Source organism: Streptomyces sp. NPDC093085 (assembly GCF_040683935.1).
Lineage (GTDB): Bacteria > Actinomycetota > Actinomycetes > Streptomycetales > Streptomycetaceae > Streptomyces.
The window spans coordinates 162,881-178,557 of record NZ_JBFBFB010000015.1; the positions used below are offsets into that span (position 1 = coordinate 162,881).

General features: G+C 63.7%; 14 protein-coding genes and 1 pseudogene. 4 read left to right on the plus strand and 11 right to left on the minus strand.

Annotated elements, in window-relative coordinates:
• Positions 1–4: 4 nt before the first annotated feature.
• Positions 5–1,345 carry a hypothetical protein gene (locus AB0O07_RS30965; RefSeq protein ID WP_365639535.1) on the plus strand — a complete coding sequence of 447 codons (1,341 nt, stop codon included), beginning with the start codon at positions 5–7 and terminating at the stop codon, positions 1,343–1,345.
• Here the strand turns inward: AB0O07_RS30965 and AB0O07_RS30970 are convergent.
• Positions 1,323–1,856, minus strand: coding sequence for an NUDIX hydrolase (locus tag AB0O07_RS30970; RefSeq protein WP_365639537.1), 534 nt, complete (start codon positions 1,854–1,856; stop codon positions 1,323–1,325). The two genes, AB0O07_RS30965 and AB0O07_RS30970, sit on opposite strands and share 23 nt — an antisense overlap.
• Positions 1,857–2,522: 666 nt before the next feature.
• Here AB0O07_RS30970 and AB0O07_RS30975 point away from each other — a divergent pair.
• The 3 genes from AB0O07_RS30975 to AB0O07_RS30985 are packed head-to-tail and all read left to right on the plus strand — an operon-like array spanning position 2,523 to position 7,632.
• Complete coding sequence (locus AB0O07_RS30975; protein WP_365639650.1) at positions 2,523–4,076, plus strand: Eco57I restriction-modification methylase domain-containing protein; 1,554 nt, start codon at positions 2,523–2,525, stop codon at positions 4,074–4,076.
• A gap of 41 nt (positions 4,077–4,117) precedes the next feature.
• Complete coding sequence (locus AB0O07_RS30980; RefSeq protein WP_365639539.1) at positions 4,118–6,502, plus strand: ATP-binding protein; 2,385 nt, start codon at positions 4,118–4,120, stop codon at positions 6,500–6,502.
• Positions 6,499–7,632, plus strand: a complete 1,134-nt coding sequence (locus AB0O07_RS30985; protein ID WP_365639542.1) for a hypothetical protein — start codon at positions 6,499–6,501, stop codon at positions 7,630–7,632. The genes AB0O07_RS30980 and AB0O07_RS30985 overlap by 4 nt, the downstream gene beginning before the upstream one ends.
• A 945-nt stretch (positions 7,633–8,577) precedes the next feature.
• Here the strand turns inward: AB0O07_RS30985 and AB0O07_RS30990 are convergent.
• From AB0O07_RS30990 to AB0O07_RS31035, 10 genes and pseudogenes are all read right to left on the minus strand, one after another.
• A complete protein-coding gene (locus tag AB0O07_RS30990) occupies positions 8,578–9,810 on the minus strand; it encodes a site-specific integrase (RefSeq protein WP_365639545.1) in 1,233 nt (410 codons plus the stop codon).
• Entirely contained in the window at positions 9,807–10,013 is a 207-nt protein-coding gene (locus AB0O07_RS30995; protein ID WP_365639547.1) for a helix-turn-helix domain-containing protein, read from the minus strand. Before AB0O07_RS30995 ends, AB0O07_RS30990 begins: the two co-directional genes overlap by 4 nt.
• Positions 10,010–11,299, minus strand: coding sequence for a replication initiator (locus AB0O07_RS31000; protein ID WP_365639652.1), 1,290 nt, complete (start codon positions 11,297–11,299; stop codon positions 10,010–10,012). Before AB0O07_RS31000 ends, AB0O07_RS30995 begins: the two co-directional genes overlap by 4 nt.
• A 161-nt stretch (positions 11,300–11,460) precedes the next feature.
• On the minus strand, positions 11,461–11,730 hold the full coding sequence (locus AB0O07_RS31005; protein WP_365639549.1) for a SpdD protein: 270 nt from the start codon (positions 11,728–11,730) through the stop codon (positions 11,461–11,463).
• Between the two features lie 14 nt (positions 11,731–11,744).
• Complete coding sequence (locus AB0O07_RS31010) at positions 11,745–11,942, minus strand: hypothetical protein (RefSeq protein WP_365639552.1); 198 nt, start codon at positions 11,940–11,942, stop codon at positions 11,745–11,747.
• Positions 11,943–11,957: 15 nt separating this feature from the next.
• Positions 11,958–12,146: a mobile element transfer protein gene (locus tag AB0O07_RS31015; protein WP_365639555.1), complete on the minus strand. Its 189-nt coding sequence runs from the start codon at positions 12,144–12,146 to the stop codon at positions 11,958–11,960.
• A 15-nt stretch (positions 12,147–12,161) separates the two neighbouring features.
• Positions 12,162–12,791 (minus strand): DUF2637 domain-containing protein, encoded by a 630-nt coding sequence (locus tag AB0O07_RS31020; protein ID WP_365639557.1) that lies wholly within the window; start codon positions 12,789–12,791, stop codon positions 12,162–12,164.
• 94 nt (positions 12,792–12,885) lie between these two features.
• Positions 12,886–14,259, minus strand: a complete 1,374-nt coding sequence (locus AB0O07_RS31025; protein WP_365639560.1) for an FtsK/SpoIIIE domain-containing protein — start codon at positions 14,257–14,259, stop codon at positions 12,886–12,888.
• 1 nt (position 14,260) lies between these two features.
• Positions 14,261–14,618 (minus strand): annotated as a pseudogene (locus tag AB0O07_RS31030) (hypothetical protein).
• A gap of 206 nt (positions 14,619–14,824) precedes the next feature.
• Positions 14,825–15,613, minus strand: a complete 789-nt coding sequence (locus AB0O07_RS31035) for a GntR family transcriptional regulator (protein WP_365639562.1) — start codon at positions 15,611–15,613, stop codon at positions 14,825–14,827.
• Between the last annotated feature and the right edge of the window lie 64 nt (positions 15,614–15,677).

Genomic DNA, 15,677 nt, shown 5'->3' on the forward strand with positions numbered 1-15,677 from the left:
GCCGATGCCCGACGCCGACCGGCCGCAGGAACTGCCAGCCAGGCTGCTCACCGATCCCGAGATGATCGACGCGTGTCGAGTGCGGGACTTCGCCAGGGTCTTCCGGCTGGTGAAGACGAAGGCGGGCATCTACCCATCCATGATCGCCAGACGCTGTGAGCTGACTCCCAGCCGTGTCGGCGAAGTCATTGCCGGACAGCGCCAGTTGCTGCATATGGACGTCATCGAGCGCATCGCGGATGGTCTGCGCATTCCAGGACACATGCTGGGGCTCGCCCGTCGGGTGTGGGAGACACCTCAAGCCCTCGTGGTCACCGAGCGAGAGGCTCCTCTGGAGCCGGAGCCCGAACCGCAGACTCCCGCGGCCCTACCTGGCCCTGATGTGGACAGCATCCTGGCCCTGGCCACGCGAACGAGTCTGAACGCGGCCACCCTTGAAGCCTTCCGCTCCTCCATCGAGGACTACTGGCGACGAGACGACCAGCACGGAGGCGAGGCACTGCGGCCGGCCATCGTCGGCCAGCTCCGGCATGTCGTCGGTCTTTTGAAGGAGAACCGGCCGCCGTCCATCCAGAACGGCCTGTACGGAATCGCGGCCGAGCTGGCACGCCTGACCGGCTGGACCTGCTTCGACGCCCGCCAGTACAACCAGGCCCGCGCGTACTTCACCGAGGCCCTGCAATTGGCCAAGGAAATCGATGACCGCCAGTTCATGGCCAACGTCCTTGCCTGCATGAGCTTGCAGGGCACTTACCAGGACAAGCCCGCTGACTCGCTGGCCTTCGTCATGGCCGCCCAGGACCAGGCCCGCTCGGCCGTCGACACCACCCCACGGGTCCTGTCCATGCTGTCGATGCGCGAAGCCTTCGCTCACGCCACGCTGGGCAACCGGGACTCTACGCACCAGGCAATAGGGGAGGCGCACCGCCATTTCGAGCGGATTCGGGTGAGCGATCCGGACCCGTCCTGGGTGACGTACTTCGACGAGACGAAGCTGATCGTGGACACGGGGATCGCTCACGGACGGCTGGGCGAAGCAGCCACCGCCGAACCCCTGATCGCGGACGCGTTGCGGCGCGAGGCCCGCACCAACCAGCGCGGCCGGGCGTTCCACTCGTTCTGGCTTGCCCGTACACAACTGGATCAGGGCAAGCTCGACCAGGCGTGCGATACCGCCACGCAAGCACTGGAACCGGCGTCGGCGGTGGCCTCCGAGCGAGTGTCAGGCCATCTCAGGGAGTTCTACGACCAGTTGGCCCCACACAGGCAGGAGCCCGTAGCCCTGGCCTTCGAGGCGCGGCTACGGGAACTCCTCCCGCCGGTCAGCGGATCGCTTCGTCCATGAGCAGGTAGAGCAGGCCGACGAGCGAGCCGCTGCTCACGACCTCGCGGCGGTCGATCATGCCCCGCACCTCGGAGAGGGGAATCCACTCGATGCGGTCGGACTCGTTCTTCTCCGTGGGCGGCCCGGCATAGGTCGCGCCGTCGATCCGGAAGACGTGGTGCTGCGAGTCGGTGATCCCGTTGGCCGGCTCGGCGTAGATCAGGGGCTTGATGGGGCCGGGGCGCCAGCCCGTCTCCTCCAGCACTTCGCGTGCCGCTGCCTCCTCCGGGGTCTCGCCGTCCTCGACCAGGCCCATGGGCAACTCCCAGGCCCACGAGTCGGTGATGAAGCGGTGCCGCCACATCATCAGAACTTCTTGACGGTCGTTGACCACGGCGGCCACGGCCAGGTGCCGCAGACGAACAACGTGGTACTCCCACCTGCGCCCGTCAGGCTGCTGGACGTCGACCAGACACAGATTCACCCACTTGTTCGTGTAGATCTGTCGCTCACCGTGCGTCTTCCACTCCATATCTGCGACCCCTCTCGATCGGTCTCCAGGATCTCAGACCGGTCCAGAGGCGGGCGCACGTTCGGTCCTTTTCGCGTCACCCTGACGAGATGTCCGCCAGGATCGGCAGCATGCATCGTGGCTTCCCGCTGTCACCCAGGCTGTGATCTCGATGGTTCGGCACGGTTACTCAAGGGCGGTAAAGCACGAAAAAGCAAAATTCATGCCCCGTCAAACGTTTAGAAAGCGAGGGATCCCAAAAGGATTTATGCGGCCAGCTCGTCCGTGACCGAATCGAGGCTGTCGGACTCAGCGTGCTGACTGGTCACCACGCTGAGTTGCTGTCGGCTGCAGGGAGTGTCTGGCAGACTTCCTAGCATGCTCTCGTACGACGACACCGCCTCGGCAGCTTTGCTCCCGGGTGCCCAGCTCTGCCAGCAGATTGAGATGCCGTTGTGGGAGTCGGTAGCGAGCACACAAGCAGAAGTCGAACGCCTTGCCAGCGACGTCGCCCGATGGTGTCGCGCTGTTGCTGCCGACCCCCTGCCGCCCGCGGCTGTGCCTGGCACGAACGACAGAGAGCGGTCTCAACTTGCTGCGCTCGGCGGGATGGCGCGGGCGATGGCGAGAGAGGCTGAGGTCCAGACCATGGGTCGTGCGCTCCCCGTTGAGGTGCGCAAGTGGCTCATGGAAGGGCCGGAACCCCCCGCGGAGCTCACAACGAGACTCCTCACTCGTATCGACGGCTCTGTGGATCCGCTTGCATCTATTTACGAGAGAATCGTTGCCGGGCATAGGCGCCGACAGCTAGGGACATTCTTCACCGCGCCGTCAGTTCTGGAATATATTAAAGGAATTCTCGATCTTTCATTGCCGACCGCACCGTCTACTGTCGTTGACCCTGGCGCGGGAGTAGGGGCATTCACAACAGCCGCCTTGAATTGGTGGCCAAATGCGAGAATCCATTCGATTGACGTAAACCTAGTAACTCTAGGGCTCCTGGCTGTTCGACCTAAAGGTAAAGGTGACATCCACGGAAAAGAGTGTCAGCAAAGACTTAAGATCAGGCAGCAAGACTTCCTCGACTGGCTAACTCGGCACTGGCCTTCAGAGGGTAGGCCACGTCTAATTCTAGGCAATCCGCCGTATACGCGACATCAGCAGCTTAGCGCCGGTGTCAAATCAAAAGCGCAACAATTCTGCGCTGATCTGGCGCCAGGTATGAGGGCCGGACTCTCAACGTACTTTCTTGCTGCGGGGTTGCGCTCACTCGGTCCTCAGGATTCTCTTTGTCTCTTGATCCCCCACAATTGGCTTGAGGCCGATTATGGGCGACCAATTCGGAACTACCTCTGGAAGGCACTTAATCGAAAGGTCGAGCTACACCTCTTCTCCAACCAAGAAGGAATCTTTCCCGGAGCACAAGTCGGAGCAATGGTTGTTTTCGTGGGGCCGCGGACGAAGCAGGAAGAACCCATGACCATGCATCATGTCGCCGGCAACCTTACCGATGGGTTCTCGACCTCGACATCGCACGCTATGACGCGAACAGGTGCCCCGCCATCGGCATTCCACTCGGATTCTTGGAGTAACCGTAGCGGTGGCCGCCCACAGCAACGAGCAATAGAAGTTCCACTCGGAGAGATTGTTCATATTAGGCGCGGTGTAGCTACTGGCGCCAACCGATTCTTCCTGCGTAGTCTCCCGGAGCGCCAGCAGATAGATCCAAATCTAACGGTTCGAGCTATCAGCAGGCTTCGAGATGTCTCCTCAAATGTTCTAGATCTAGATGCCCATGAGGAGCTGAGCCTAGCAGGTGTCTCTTGCTGGCTATTGGCTCTAACAGAGGATAGCGCCAATGATCCATCTGTAGTTCCTTTGCTCAGAGAAGGTATTAGGGATGGGATACATGAGCGTTATCTCTGCAAAACCAGAAGCCCTTGGTTCGTGCTTGAAAAAGTAGTGGCTCCAGACCTGCTAATTGGCCCAATGGGGAAACAGGGATTCCGGATCGTGGTTAATTCAGTCGGAGCCGTCCCCACTAATACGCTCTATGGAATGCGCATGCGCAGAAACGGGAATGTCCAAGGAGCCGTTGGTAGGCTGGCCGACTGGCTAGCTAGCGCGGATGGCCAAGAAGCTCTCCGTATGCGAGCGCGCCGACATGGCGACGGGTTGCTGAAGTTGGAGCCAGGTTCTTTGGCAACTGTCCTTATTCCGCGGCATGTAGCAGGTTTGTAAACTGTGAGGGACATCCCGTATCGAGGCATAAGGAAGATCGTATGAACTCGCCGGAGTTTGGGTTTACGGTGGACACCCACCTCTTCCGAGAGCTGGGTGAACTACTGGTTGGTAGAGACAGCACAGCCCTGGTCGAGCTTGTAAAGAATTCCTATGACGCCGACGCGACGCAAGTAACCCTGCGAGGCGAGGGGCTCATTCGGGGAAAAGGTCAGATCACAGTCACCGATAATGGTGTCGGGATGACCCCGGAGATCTTCCAGTCAGCATTTCTTCGCATCGCTAGCAGATATAAAGAATCCGGGGAGCGTCGTAGCCCTGTATATAGCAGGAAATATACCGGCGCTAAAGGAGTCGGCAGGCTTAGTGCACATAAACTCGCTGAGGAGTTGCACGTCCACTCTTACCCTATTTCGGCGTTGTCGTCTCCGTCGAGTACTCCAGAGGGCGTGTCAGCCTTCATCGACTGGAGGGCCCTTGAGGAGAATGCCTCGACGCTCGATCAAGTAGGTGGAGCACTACGGGTTGAATCTGTTCCCCTGGATGCTAGCCAGTCTCCAGGGACTGTTATGAGCTTGAAAAAAATTCGGGGAAAGTGGACTCCGAAAAAACTGGTTGAATTCGTCCAGGAGGTCTCTTCTTGTCTCCCGCCGGCAGAGCTGCTCGATGCTCCATCTCTGAACTTTGCTGAACCTCATTGGACCCTGGGCACTATCAAACCATGGAGTCAGAATTCTGATGATCCAGGGTTTAAAATCAAAATGGAAGGAGAGCTGAATACTGGTGAACCACTGTGGATGCAGTTGATTGATCGGAGTAATTGGCTACTTGAAGTCGATGCGCGGGCAGACGGCGTCCGGTTTGCTATTCACCCAACCCGACAGGAGTTGAACCGTAACGCGCAAGCGCAGAGCTACTATCTTCGTCGTGAACACCCCGACCCTCAAAAGGGGCCCTTCTTTACTGCGCGAATTTACTCAAGGGAAGGGCCTGTAGTCGGAAAAGGAAGCCTGGCGGATTTCGCCGACCGTCATTCTGGAATCCGCATGTATATGGAGGGATTCCGGGTCGTTCCATATGGCGACCCACATGATGACTGGCTTGGCCTGAATCGAGATTACGTCAGAAGGGTCAGAGGATTTACGCAGATCCCTCTCGATGATTGGTCTACGGACATCTTGCCTGAGGTTGAGCAAGAGTCTTTCAAGATTCGGGGTAATAGGCAGTATATCGGTGGTGTTTTTCTTACTGCCGAAGGTGGGGAAGCGCTACGTCCCGTAGTGAACCGAGAAGGGTTCCTGCAGGACGAAGTATTCGAAACGCTTCGCCTACTTGTGCGTAACGGTGTAGACCTTCTAATCAGGGCTCAGGCTGCTACAGAACAACAGGGTCGCGACGCAGCGGTTTCTGGAACCGGTGCACAGCGCAATTCTGGGACTCTACCTAACCCGAATACTCCTCCAGTTAATTCACCAGTCGCTGACTCGCCAGCAACTGGTGAACTGGCCGAGGAAGAGGATGAGTCACCAAGTGTAGTGAGTCGACGAAATCTGAAGTACTCGTTGACGAAGGCGAGCCTTGAGCTGACAGAGGTTCGAGGGTCTTTGGAGGGCGTTGATAAATCCATCGCCGAGACTGTAACCCGACAAGTTGAGGAAGCTGTAGCAGCTGTTGACGCTGCTAAGGAGTCGGCGGAGAAAGAAGAGTCGGACTATGCCATGCTTCAGGTATTGGCTGGTGTGGGTCTGCAATTCGCGGCGTTTGTTCACGAAGTAAATGGACTATTGAGTCAGGCGCAGCAGGTACGGGATCTTGCAGAGGCGCTCCCTCTCGTGGCGTCAGACTTGGTAAAACCCTTGAGGCTGAGTAGCGATGCTCTGTGTCAATCCCTGGCTCGACAGGCCAGCTACCTAACAGAGGTAGTAGGTCCCGATGCCCGGCGGCGCCGCAGGAGAATTCCGTTGCCCGACACAGCACGGACGAGTCTCCAACTTTTGGATACTGCTATCCAACAGAGGGGCATCGAGGTTGTAGAAGATTTCGAACCCACGGTGAAAACTCCTCCGATCTTTCCTGCAGAACTCACCATCATTTTCACTAACCTGCTAACGAATGCAGTGAAAGCGGCTGGAGACGGGGGCAGGATACTAATCAGCGGTAAATCGTCGGCGGATGGCGGTGTTGAATTTCGGGTAGAAAATACCGGCCTCGCTGTTGACTTGAGCGAATCAGAAAGATGGTTTCGCCCATTTGAGTCGACTACTACCGAGGTGGATGTTCTACTTGGACAAGGTATGGGCCTCGGTCTGCCAATCACTCGCAGGATCGTCTCTGAATACTCTGGACGGGTTCGATTTGTCCGTCCGTCTTCTGGTTATGCCACAGCAGTGCAGATTAATCTACCACCCGGGAAGGGAAGTCGATGAAGTCGCCGGCTAGTCCTGTCGTTCTCGTTATTGACGATGAGCCCGAAATTCAGCAGGGATACACGGCAGCCATGGGGCTAAAAGGTCTCAAGGTTGTTGTGCGCCGCCCGCACGAAGTAACTGCCGAAGACCTGGAGCAAGCAAATGTTGTCGCGGTCGACTACGTATTTAAGTGGCCTGATCTGCCGCACCCCGAACAGCTAGCGTACTGGCCTGTCGACGGGCTCGCCCTTGCCGCCGTAATGTCGCGTCATTTGACTCGTCTGCATACCCGAGCCTCAGTTGTGCTTCGTACCGGAGCTGTAGTGGAACTGGCTCAAGACCTGCCGAAGCAGGTGCGAGTTCCTCTTCTCGCGGCGCAAAGCGGTCTCGATTGGATTTTGGAGAAGGGTTCAACCGATAATGCGGGAAACATTCGACAACTGGCTGATGCTACCGCTGCGCTAGAGCCATTTCTAACACAAGAGGCGGTATTTGGCTGGAATGAAGGATCTGAATGGTTGAGTCTACCTTCAACTCCTTGGCAGGAGGCGGCTTTGGCGGAGATCCAAGTGTGTCGTCCGCCCGAGCATGTTGTAGCAAGTTACACGTCGGGATCGGCCTGGTTGCGCTGGTTTACGCAGCGAGTTCTTCCATTCCCTTCGTTCCTCATCTCTGATTTGCGTGCTGCCACTCTGTTGCAGATTGGTGTTACGCAGTTCAGGGATATACTCGAAAATGCTGATTCTGACCTTGCGCGCCGAATCAGTAAATGTTTGTATCGGGGGCATCTTTTTGGTCTAGTCGAACCACGATGGTGGCGAGCCGGCCTGGAGAATCTTGTAGACGATCTACTTGTCGAAGCAGATCCTACGCTTCCTGTCCCCGAGGCACTTGCGCAGCGATATGCTGCGCTGCATGGTGGGCCCGTTGAAGTGCTCCCTCATGAGCGCCCGGTTGTCACCATCGACGCGGATTACAAGGAGGATGGCGTGGCTGAGTTTGAAGACTGTGTTCGCCTTGCTCCTGATTCGTGGCCTGTATTCGCGGATGAGCCGTACGCTCTCCGTGAGGATGCGTCTGACCTTCCAGATCTCGCTGCGATGGTTTCGCGTGGTGATCGAGGGCGCATCGCATCGGTTGGGATGTGAGCATGAGCGTTGTTCCCAGCCCGAGATCAGTATCGAATAGGACCTCGGCTACGAGTAAAAAGGTCGTCGTTGACACGGGACCATTGCTCTGTTTCGGTCATATATCTGGGGGAGTACGCCTTTTGCTCACTCGATATCATGGAAGGCTACGATGGACCGCAGCTGTGGCAAAGGAAGTGAAGGGTCACGCTGCAACTCAAGTTCGCTCCAACATTGACCGACAAAGGCGTGCTGCAGCTAACCGATGGGTAGGGCCTAATGCGGCCGGTCTCGGTGAGCCACACGAATTCAAGGAGCGACCGCCTGTCGAAGCTGTGCGCGCCTTGGTCCAAGCAGCTTCGACGCGGGCCTCATCGGGTGGGTCTGACCTGGGTGAGTCTGAAACTCTCCTTCTGGCGCAGCAAGAAAATGCCTTCGCTCTCATCAATGAGAACGCCGCTCGCCGTGTAGCACCTGGAATGTGTGTTGCGGCCCACTGCACGCTTGATGTGCTGATCGCCGAGTTCAAAGATGGTCGGTTGGAGCCGAGGAAGCTCCAGCAGATGTACGAGCAGCTCAGAGCTGCAGATTTGGACCCGGGAGAGGTTCTGCCCCATCCCTATCGTGTCCGTAATCTGCAACACTGGCCGTCATCCGGCCCCGCTTGACGCCCGCAGTCTCATCAGACAGCTGATCTGCGTCAGGTTCCGCGACCATGTCTTACTGGCGGCCGGAATTGACGGCAGCGCTGACGGCAACGACGGCACACGGACGCACATGATCGCTGGCTTGAGCAATCGGAGTAGGAGGCCGTCGGCAGCCCTCACGGCAACCTGCCCGATCCTACGGATCAGAAGGTTGCAGGTTCGAATCCTGCCGAGTGCACACAGGTGAGAGGCCCCCGGAGAAATCCGGAGGCCTCTCGCGTTGGGCCGTACAGCAGCGAAGTACAGCAACAGGCTTCGCCTAGTCGGTGGCGCTCCCACTCATGGCGGCCGATAGCCTGCCGATCGCCGCGCGTACCTCTTCCTCGCTCGCTTCCGCGTAGACCTCCATCGTCATGGCGATCTGGGAGTGCCGGAGGATGCGCTGAGCGATCTTCGGATGCACCTTGAGGGCGACCAGGAGCGAGCTGCATGTGTGCCGGGTGTTCCGCAGCGGGATCACCCGGAGACCGGCCCGGCGGGCGCGCAGCGCGAACATGCGGGTGAGGTTCCCCGGTTCGATCGGCGTCCCGTACTTCGTGGTGAAGACCAGATCGTGTCGGTCCTGCCAGAGATCACCCGCCGCTTTCCGGTCCCCGGTCTGCTGGGCACGGCGCATGCGCAGGGCCTTGAGGCAGAGCTCGGGCAGCGGCAGGAAGTCGTCCGACTCCTCCGTCTTGGTCTCGCGGTGGAGGATCTGCCGTCCGGCCCGCTGGATCTGGTGGTCCACGTACAGCTCACCGGTCTCGAAATCGATGGACTTCCAGGTCAGACCGAGTACTTCACCCCGGCGCAGCCCCAGGCAGAGGACCAACACCCAGGCCGCGAACAGGTGATCGTCACGGGCCACTCCGTCGGCGAGGAAGTGGCCTGCCTCGGCCACGGACCACGGCTTGATCCGGCGGCGTCGCGGCTTGGGGACCTTGACCAGGGAGGCGACGTTCTTACCGATCTCCTCTTCGACCACGGCGTGCGACAGGGCGGCCCGCAGAGCGTCGCGCGCGGCCTGGATCACCCGCCGGGAGGGGAACGCCTCGCAGCACTCACCGGCGGCGCAGCAGCGTTGCCGAGCCGGTGAGCGCTTGGCGTCCTTGCCCTGCGCGCAGCACTGGCAGATGCCGGCCAGTTTGGTCAGCCACTCGCGGACGTCCCGCACGGTGAGCTTGTCGAGGCGCTTCGTGCCGAGGTGCGGCGCGATGTAGAGCCGTACGGAGCCTTCGTACGAGACGTACGAGAGCGGGGCGAGATTCGGCCTCACGATGGAGTCGAGCCAGTACGTGAGAAAGGCGTCGAGGGTACGGTGACGGGTCGCCACAGGCCCCTTCTTGGCCTCACCGTGCAGCCGGATCCACTTGTCGTGCACGATGTCGCGGCTCGGCCCGTAGACGTACTTCCGCTTGCGTTTGCCGTCGGGGGTGTCGACCCAGACGTACGCGGCGAAGCCGTTCCTGTAGGGGTAGATGGACCCTTCGCCGTTACCGCGCTTCCCGCTCATGCGGCGTTCTCCTCCGTTTGCGTGGCGACGCGCTGTATGTATTCGTCGACCCAGGCCGGGAGGATGCGGCGGTTGCGGCCGACCTTGACCGAGCGGATCTCGCCGGTGAGGACGAGCATCTTGGTCTTGGAGAGGCCGAAGCCGAGCATCAGGGCGACCTCGGCGGTGGTGTGCCACTTGGGGGTGATGGCGACCGTGGTCATCGGGACGGTTCTCCTTCGGTGCGGTCGGCGTGGAGTTGGTCGGTGAGCCAGGCTTCGTCTCGGGTGAGGCCGTTTCCGGCGTACTCCCAGCGGGAGAGGACGAGCGTGGAGGGCGCCGGGGCGTGGGGGTCCTCACCGCGTGCGAGAGCGGCTTGGAGGCGCTGCCATGCGGCGCGGGCTTCGCGAAGGGTGGAGAGGGTGGTCGAGTAGCGGCGGGTTTTGGTGGAGAAGTGGCCGCGGAAGCCGAGCATGTGGGCCCAGGCGCGGAGGCGGAGGTGTTCGAGGTCGGGGCGGGCGCCCAGGTCCCAGCAGGTGCGGACGAGGCGGCGGGCGTGTTCGGTGAGGTCGGTGTGGGCGAGTTCGGCCAGGAGGCGGATGCGGTGGTCGAGAGTGCCGGTGGCGGTCTCGGCGCCTTTGGTGGCGTACTTGGCGATGTAGCCGGCCACGGCGCGGTCGGTGAGTTCGGTGCCGCCCGCGAAGTCGGCGCCCCGGATGGTGCGTACGTCGAGTTGGCGGCCGAAGGCGAACGAGCGCTCGCGGCCGTCGAGGACGGGTCCGGTGACGCGGGCGGCGCGGGTGGCGGCTGCGATGGCGTCGGTGAGGAGTTCGGCGGTGGCCCAGGCTGGGGGCGGGGTGGTGCCGCCGTCGGGGCCGTCGAGGCGGATGACGGCGTGGAAGTGGACGGCGCCGCGTCGCTGGTATTCGGCGACCTTGGCGAAGGAGACGCGGGCGTACTGGCGGAAGGCGCGTTGGGTGAGTCCGGCGCGCTTGGCGATCTCGCGGCGGAGGTAGATGGAGAAGCGCCGCCACAGGGCCCCGGCGTGGGCGTTCCAGAGCACTGCGGCTTCGTAGTCGTACGCGTCGGGGCGGAGCGGGGTGCCGAGGGCGGGATCGTCGGCGGGGTGGGTGGTGCCGCAGCGGCAGGTGGGGCGGCCGGTGGGGCGGTTGTGGACGGGGCCGAAGCTGGGGGCGGTGAAGGTGGCGAAGGCGCGCGGGTGATGCGCGACCTGTTCGGGGGTGCCTTTGCCGCCGCGTAGTCCGGCGGTGATCAGGCGGTAGGTGTCGCGGCGGTAGGTCTCGGCGCAGGTGGGGCAGCGGGTGGTGCGGCGGTTGTTGCACCGGACGAGGAGCTGTCCGGCGGGCAGCGCGGTGGATTCGAGGTGGTGGAGTACGGGGCCGATCTCGCCGGTGGTGGTGTCGAGGTGGTGTTCCGTGCGGTGCCCGGTGAGGCGGATGGGCCGGGTGCAGCCGCCGAGGGTGGTGAGCTGGCGCAGGAGTCCGGGCAGTTGGCCGTAGGTGGCGAGGCGGCGCAGTTCGGTGTGCGGCGGTGAGGTGTCGCGGGAGACGATGGTGCTGCTCCTTGGTCCGGCGTGGGTGTCGGGCGGAGGGGATGGGCCCACCGGGGCGGTGGATGCTTGGCGGTATCGAGGCCGCCCCGGTGGGCCGCTCAGCGGTGACGCTGGGAGGTGAGCAGAGAGCGCAGGACAACGGCGGCGACCGCCACGGAGACGGCCGTGACGGCGACGGCGGCCAGGAGCGCGGTGGCGACGACCCCGCCCACGAGTACGGCGGCGATGGCGCCGGTGCCGGGTATCGGCAAAGCGGATCGGCTCCGGGGCGCGGGGGCCTGGTGCTGGCAGGCGCACGGCGCGGCCGGCTGATGGACGGCCGGGGTCGGCAGGGGCGGCGTGGTGGGGAGCTGGGGGCGCAGGAGCATGGCGGCGGGTCCTTTCAGCGCTGGTCGGTGCCGTTGACGATGTCGACACCGGTGCGGGTGCCGGAGTCGATGGCGGGGGCGAGGAAGGTCTGGTTGAGGTAGAAGCCGAAGAGCGCGATGACGGCGACGACCCAGAGGCGGACGCCGAGGAACTTGATCGCGGTCCACGCGATGACGCCGAGGACCAGGACGAGCGGCAGGGACACGGTCACGGTCGGTATCTCCTGTCAGCGGGCGGGGCAGCGGTGGGTGCGGGCGGCGAGTTCGGCGGCGGCGCGGGAGTCGTAGTCGGCGGAGAAGCCGCAGCGGGGCGCGGTGCAGGCTGCGGTGTGCTTCTCACGGCCCCGGTTGTCGTAGGCGGTGCCGACCTGCACCGGGCCGATCCGGGTGAGGTTGCGAAAACGCTTGGGACGCATGGCTGGGCTGTCCTCTCAGGCGAGTTGGGCGGCGATCTGCTGGGCGAGGGCGGGCGGGACGCCGAGCCGGGCCCGCAGGGTGTCGGTGTCGATGGGTTTGCCGGTGCGGTCCTGGTGTGCGGTGGCAACCTTGCGGGCGTGCTCCACCAGGGCGGTCGGGACGACGCTCGGTGCGACAGTTGGTACGGCGGGACTCGGCGCCGGGCGCGGGGGCGGTTCGGGCGCAGGTTCTTCGGCAGGCTCGGGTGTCTCGGCGGTCTCAGGTGTCTCGACGGTCGCGGTGGTGGTGGTGTGCGCGAGGAGGGTTCCGCCGAGGAAGGCGATGGCGGGCCATCCGGCGACGAGGATGCGGAGCCAGGCCGGTACGGCGTTGAGGTCGAGGAGCCCGGCGGTGGCGATGTTCGCGCCGAGCGACGCGATGAGGGCGGTGAGGAACCAGCACCAGCCGGACGCGGTCGCGTGCCCGGAGCGCAGCCGCCGCCAGGCCGCGACAAGCAGCAGGTCGACGGAGACCGGGTAGGCCCAGGCTTTCCACCCGTGCTGTCCGGCTGCTTCGGCCAGGTCGTGCAGATGGGCGAAGGACAGCGCACCGGCGATCACGGCTTGGACGAGTACGGCATCGACCCGGGCCAGGGAGCGGCGCATGACAGGACCTCCTTTCGATTTCGGGCATGGCGGGGGTAGGGAATCGGCGCGGTGACGCCGTGCCGATCAGTGGCGTGGTGGAGCGGGGTGGCGGTCAGCCGAGGGCGGTTCGTGGCGAGGCCGGCACGGGCGAGGCCATCTCGTACGCGGTCACGGCGGGCCGGAAGCGTGCCAGGGCGGGCAGTTCGGGCACGAGCGAGGCGGTTTCCCGGCAGACGGCGGCGGCTTCGCTCAGTGAGAGGTACGGCGTGCGGATGCGGGTCCAGCCGCCGGATGTGTCCCCGGCTACGGCCAGGCCGGGGCGTTCAGGTGCGATGGAGCAGGCGGCGCCGACGGCTTCGGGGGCGATGTCGCCGAGCGCCATCTTGGCCGAGGCTTCGTCGTTGACGCGGTGGCAGACGCGGCCGGAGAGCTGGGCGCGGAGCATGGTGGCGCCCTTGCCGAGTTCCGCCCCGAAGCGCTGTCCGCTGACCTCCAGGTAGATCCCTGCGGCGCGGCCGAGCTGGGCGAGACGGATGAGCTGGGTGACCATCTCGTCCCGCCGTTCCTCGTCCTTCCTGGTGGCGACGAGGAAGAGTTCGGCCACCTCGTCCACGAACAGCACGACCGGTACCGGCCGCTCGTCCTCCGGGAGTCCCCAGATGTCCGAGGTGATGTCCTCGGCCCGGGTGCCGGGGGCGATGCCCTGCCGGGCCTGGATCAGGTCGTACCGGTCCTCCATTTCCTTGATGAGCACGGGCAGCAGCTCCCCCGCTTCGTGTGGGTCGGTGGCGAGGGCGGACAGGCGCGGGGCGAAGGGTGCGAGTTCGACGCCGCGTTTGCAGTCGATCCCGACGAGGGCGACGGGCTGCCGGGCGAGGCCGGTGAGGAGATTGCGCAGGTACATGGACTTGCCCGACAGGGTTGCGCCGAGGGTGAGTTGGTGCGGGATCGTCAGGTAGTCCCGTACGAAGGGCAACGCGTCTTCGCGCAGGGCGACGGGTATGCGCAGCTCATCCGGGGTGCCCGTCCTGGGCATCCGGACGCGGGTCAGTACGTCGAAGCCGACCAGGCGCAGTTCGACGACGCCCGGCTTGACCGGGGCGACGTACACGGCGTGGACGCCCCAGGCGTGGCGCAGCCGTTCGGCGGACGCGGCCACGTCTGCCGGTTCCTGGCCGGGGGCGAGGCGGAGCCGGAACCGCAGTCCGGTCGAGGTGGGCCGGATGACCCCGCGCCGGGGCGGTACGGGTCGTATCTCCCGCCGGGTGGCGGCTCGTACGGCCAGTGCCCGGAGGCGGGACGGCGCGACGGTGAGACCGCAGGCGTCCATCACGGACCCGTACGAGGTCAGCACACGAACGACGGAGAGCGGAAGGCCGAGGACGGCCCAGTACACGGCCGGGTGCCGTTGCCGGGCCCAGACGGCCCCGGCGCCGAGTACGACGACGGAACCGCCCGGCATCAGCGCGGTCAGCAGGTCGGACACGTCAGGCCCCCGCACCGGCCGTAGCGGGCACAGCCCCGGCGGTGAGGGCGGCGGCGCGGTAGGCGATGCCGTGACGCTGCTGCCCGTTGAACACCGACTCCCACGGCCGGGCGATCAGCCCCGGCAGCGACACCGGCTTCCCCAGGGCCAGGCCGTTCGTCACTCCGCTCTCGGGGACGGTGACGTGGATGAGCGCCGACTCGCCCTCGTCGATGTAGACGACGCCGACCTTCATCAGTGCCTCACCGCTCACCGCGTCCTTGGCGATCTCACCGGTCTGCCGGTCGCGGACCTTCGGCTCAGGAGTCTCGGTCAGCAGAATCGTCGCGGTGGAGGGTCTCCACTCGGATGGAACGCACGGGATGTCTCTCCTCAGGATCAGACCCGACCCATAGCATCTACTCGTCTATACAAGATGCGCTCTGAATCGGCGATGTACGGGAACGCGACCTACTGTGCCACATATCTTGCCCACTCGTCTATACGAGTTGGCCTCTCGGTGTGTACGAGTCCGGCGGCGCGTGCCCTCCCGATGCTTCGTCAGCATCCCGTGCACTCCCGGTCGTTACGTCGCGGGCAGGTGGTAGTTGAGGACGTATGCGTCGGCGGCCATGACGGTGTCGCACACCTCCACGGCGCGGCCCTTGGTGTCGAAGGCGGTGCGGATCAGATGGATCACCGGCACACCCGAGGCGAGCCGCAGCGTCTTGACCTCCTGCGGCGAGGGCATCCGGGCCCTGATCTCCTCGTCGAAGTGGTCGAGGTGGTGGCCGAGTTCTTCGAGCCGGGCGTAGATGCCGCCGGGGCCGGGGTTGGGCTGGGCGATCGGGGTGTCACGGGCCAGGTCGAGCGGGAGGTACGACACGGCGAACTCGACCGGCCGGCCGTCGAGCAGATACCGGCGCCGCCGCGCCAGCACCCGCCGGGGAGCACCCAGCCGGGCGGACACGTCAGCCGAGGGCCGCTCCTCCTTGACCTCCAGGTTGTCCACCTCCGGGCGACTGCCAGCCGCGTCGGCCTCCACGATGAACGCCGACTTCCCCTGCTCGCGGTGACGCCGAGCGAACCGGTCGGAAGCCAGTCGCCGCACCGGCGGACGTGGCCGGATGAAGACGCCCTTGCCGTGCTCGGACGACACGAGCCCTTCGCTCTGGAGCATGGAGAGCGCGTTGCGGACGGTCATCCGGGAGACGCCGAAGTGCTCCACCAGTTCGGATTCCGAGGGCAGCTTGGCCCCCTCGGCGAAGCGCCCCTTGTCGATGGCTTCCCTCAGGTGATCGGCGATCTGCCGGAAGACGGCCCGGTCACTGGTCGGGTCCAGCGAGCCGAGCAGACCGGAAGCTAGTGCGGCCATGTGTACTCCTTTGGATATCTAGACAAGAGGCTGAGTCCTGTTGCTACGGTGAAGAGCCTAGCCA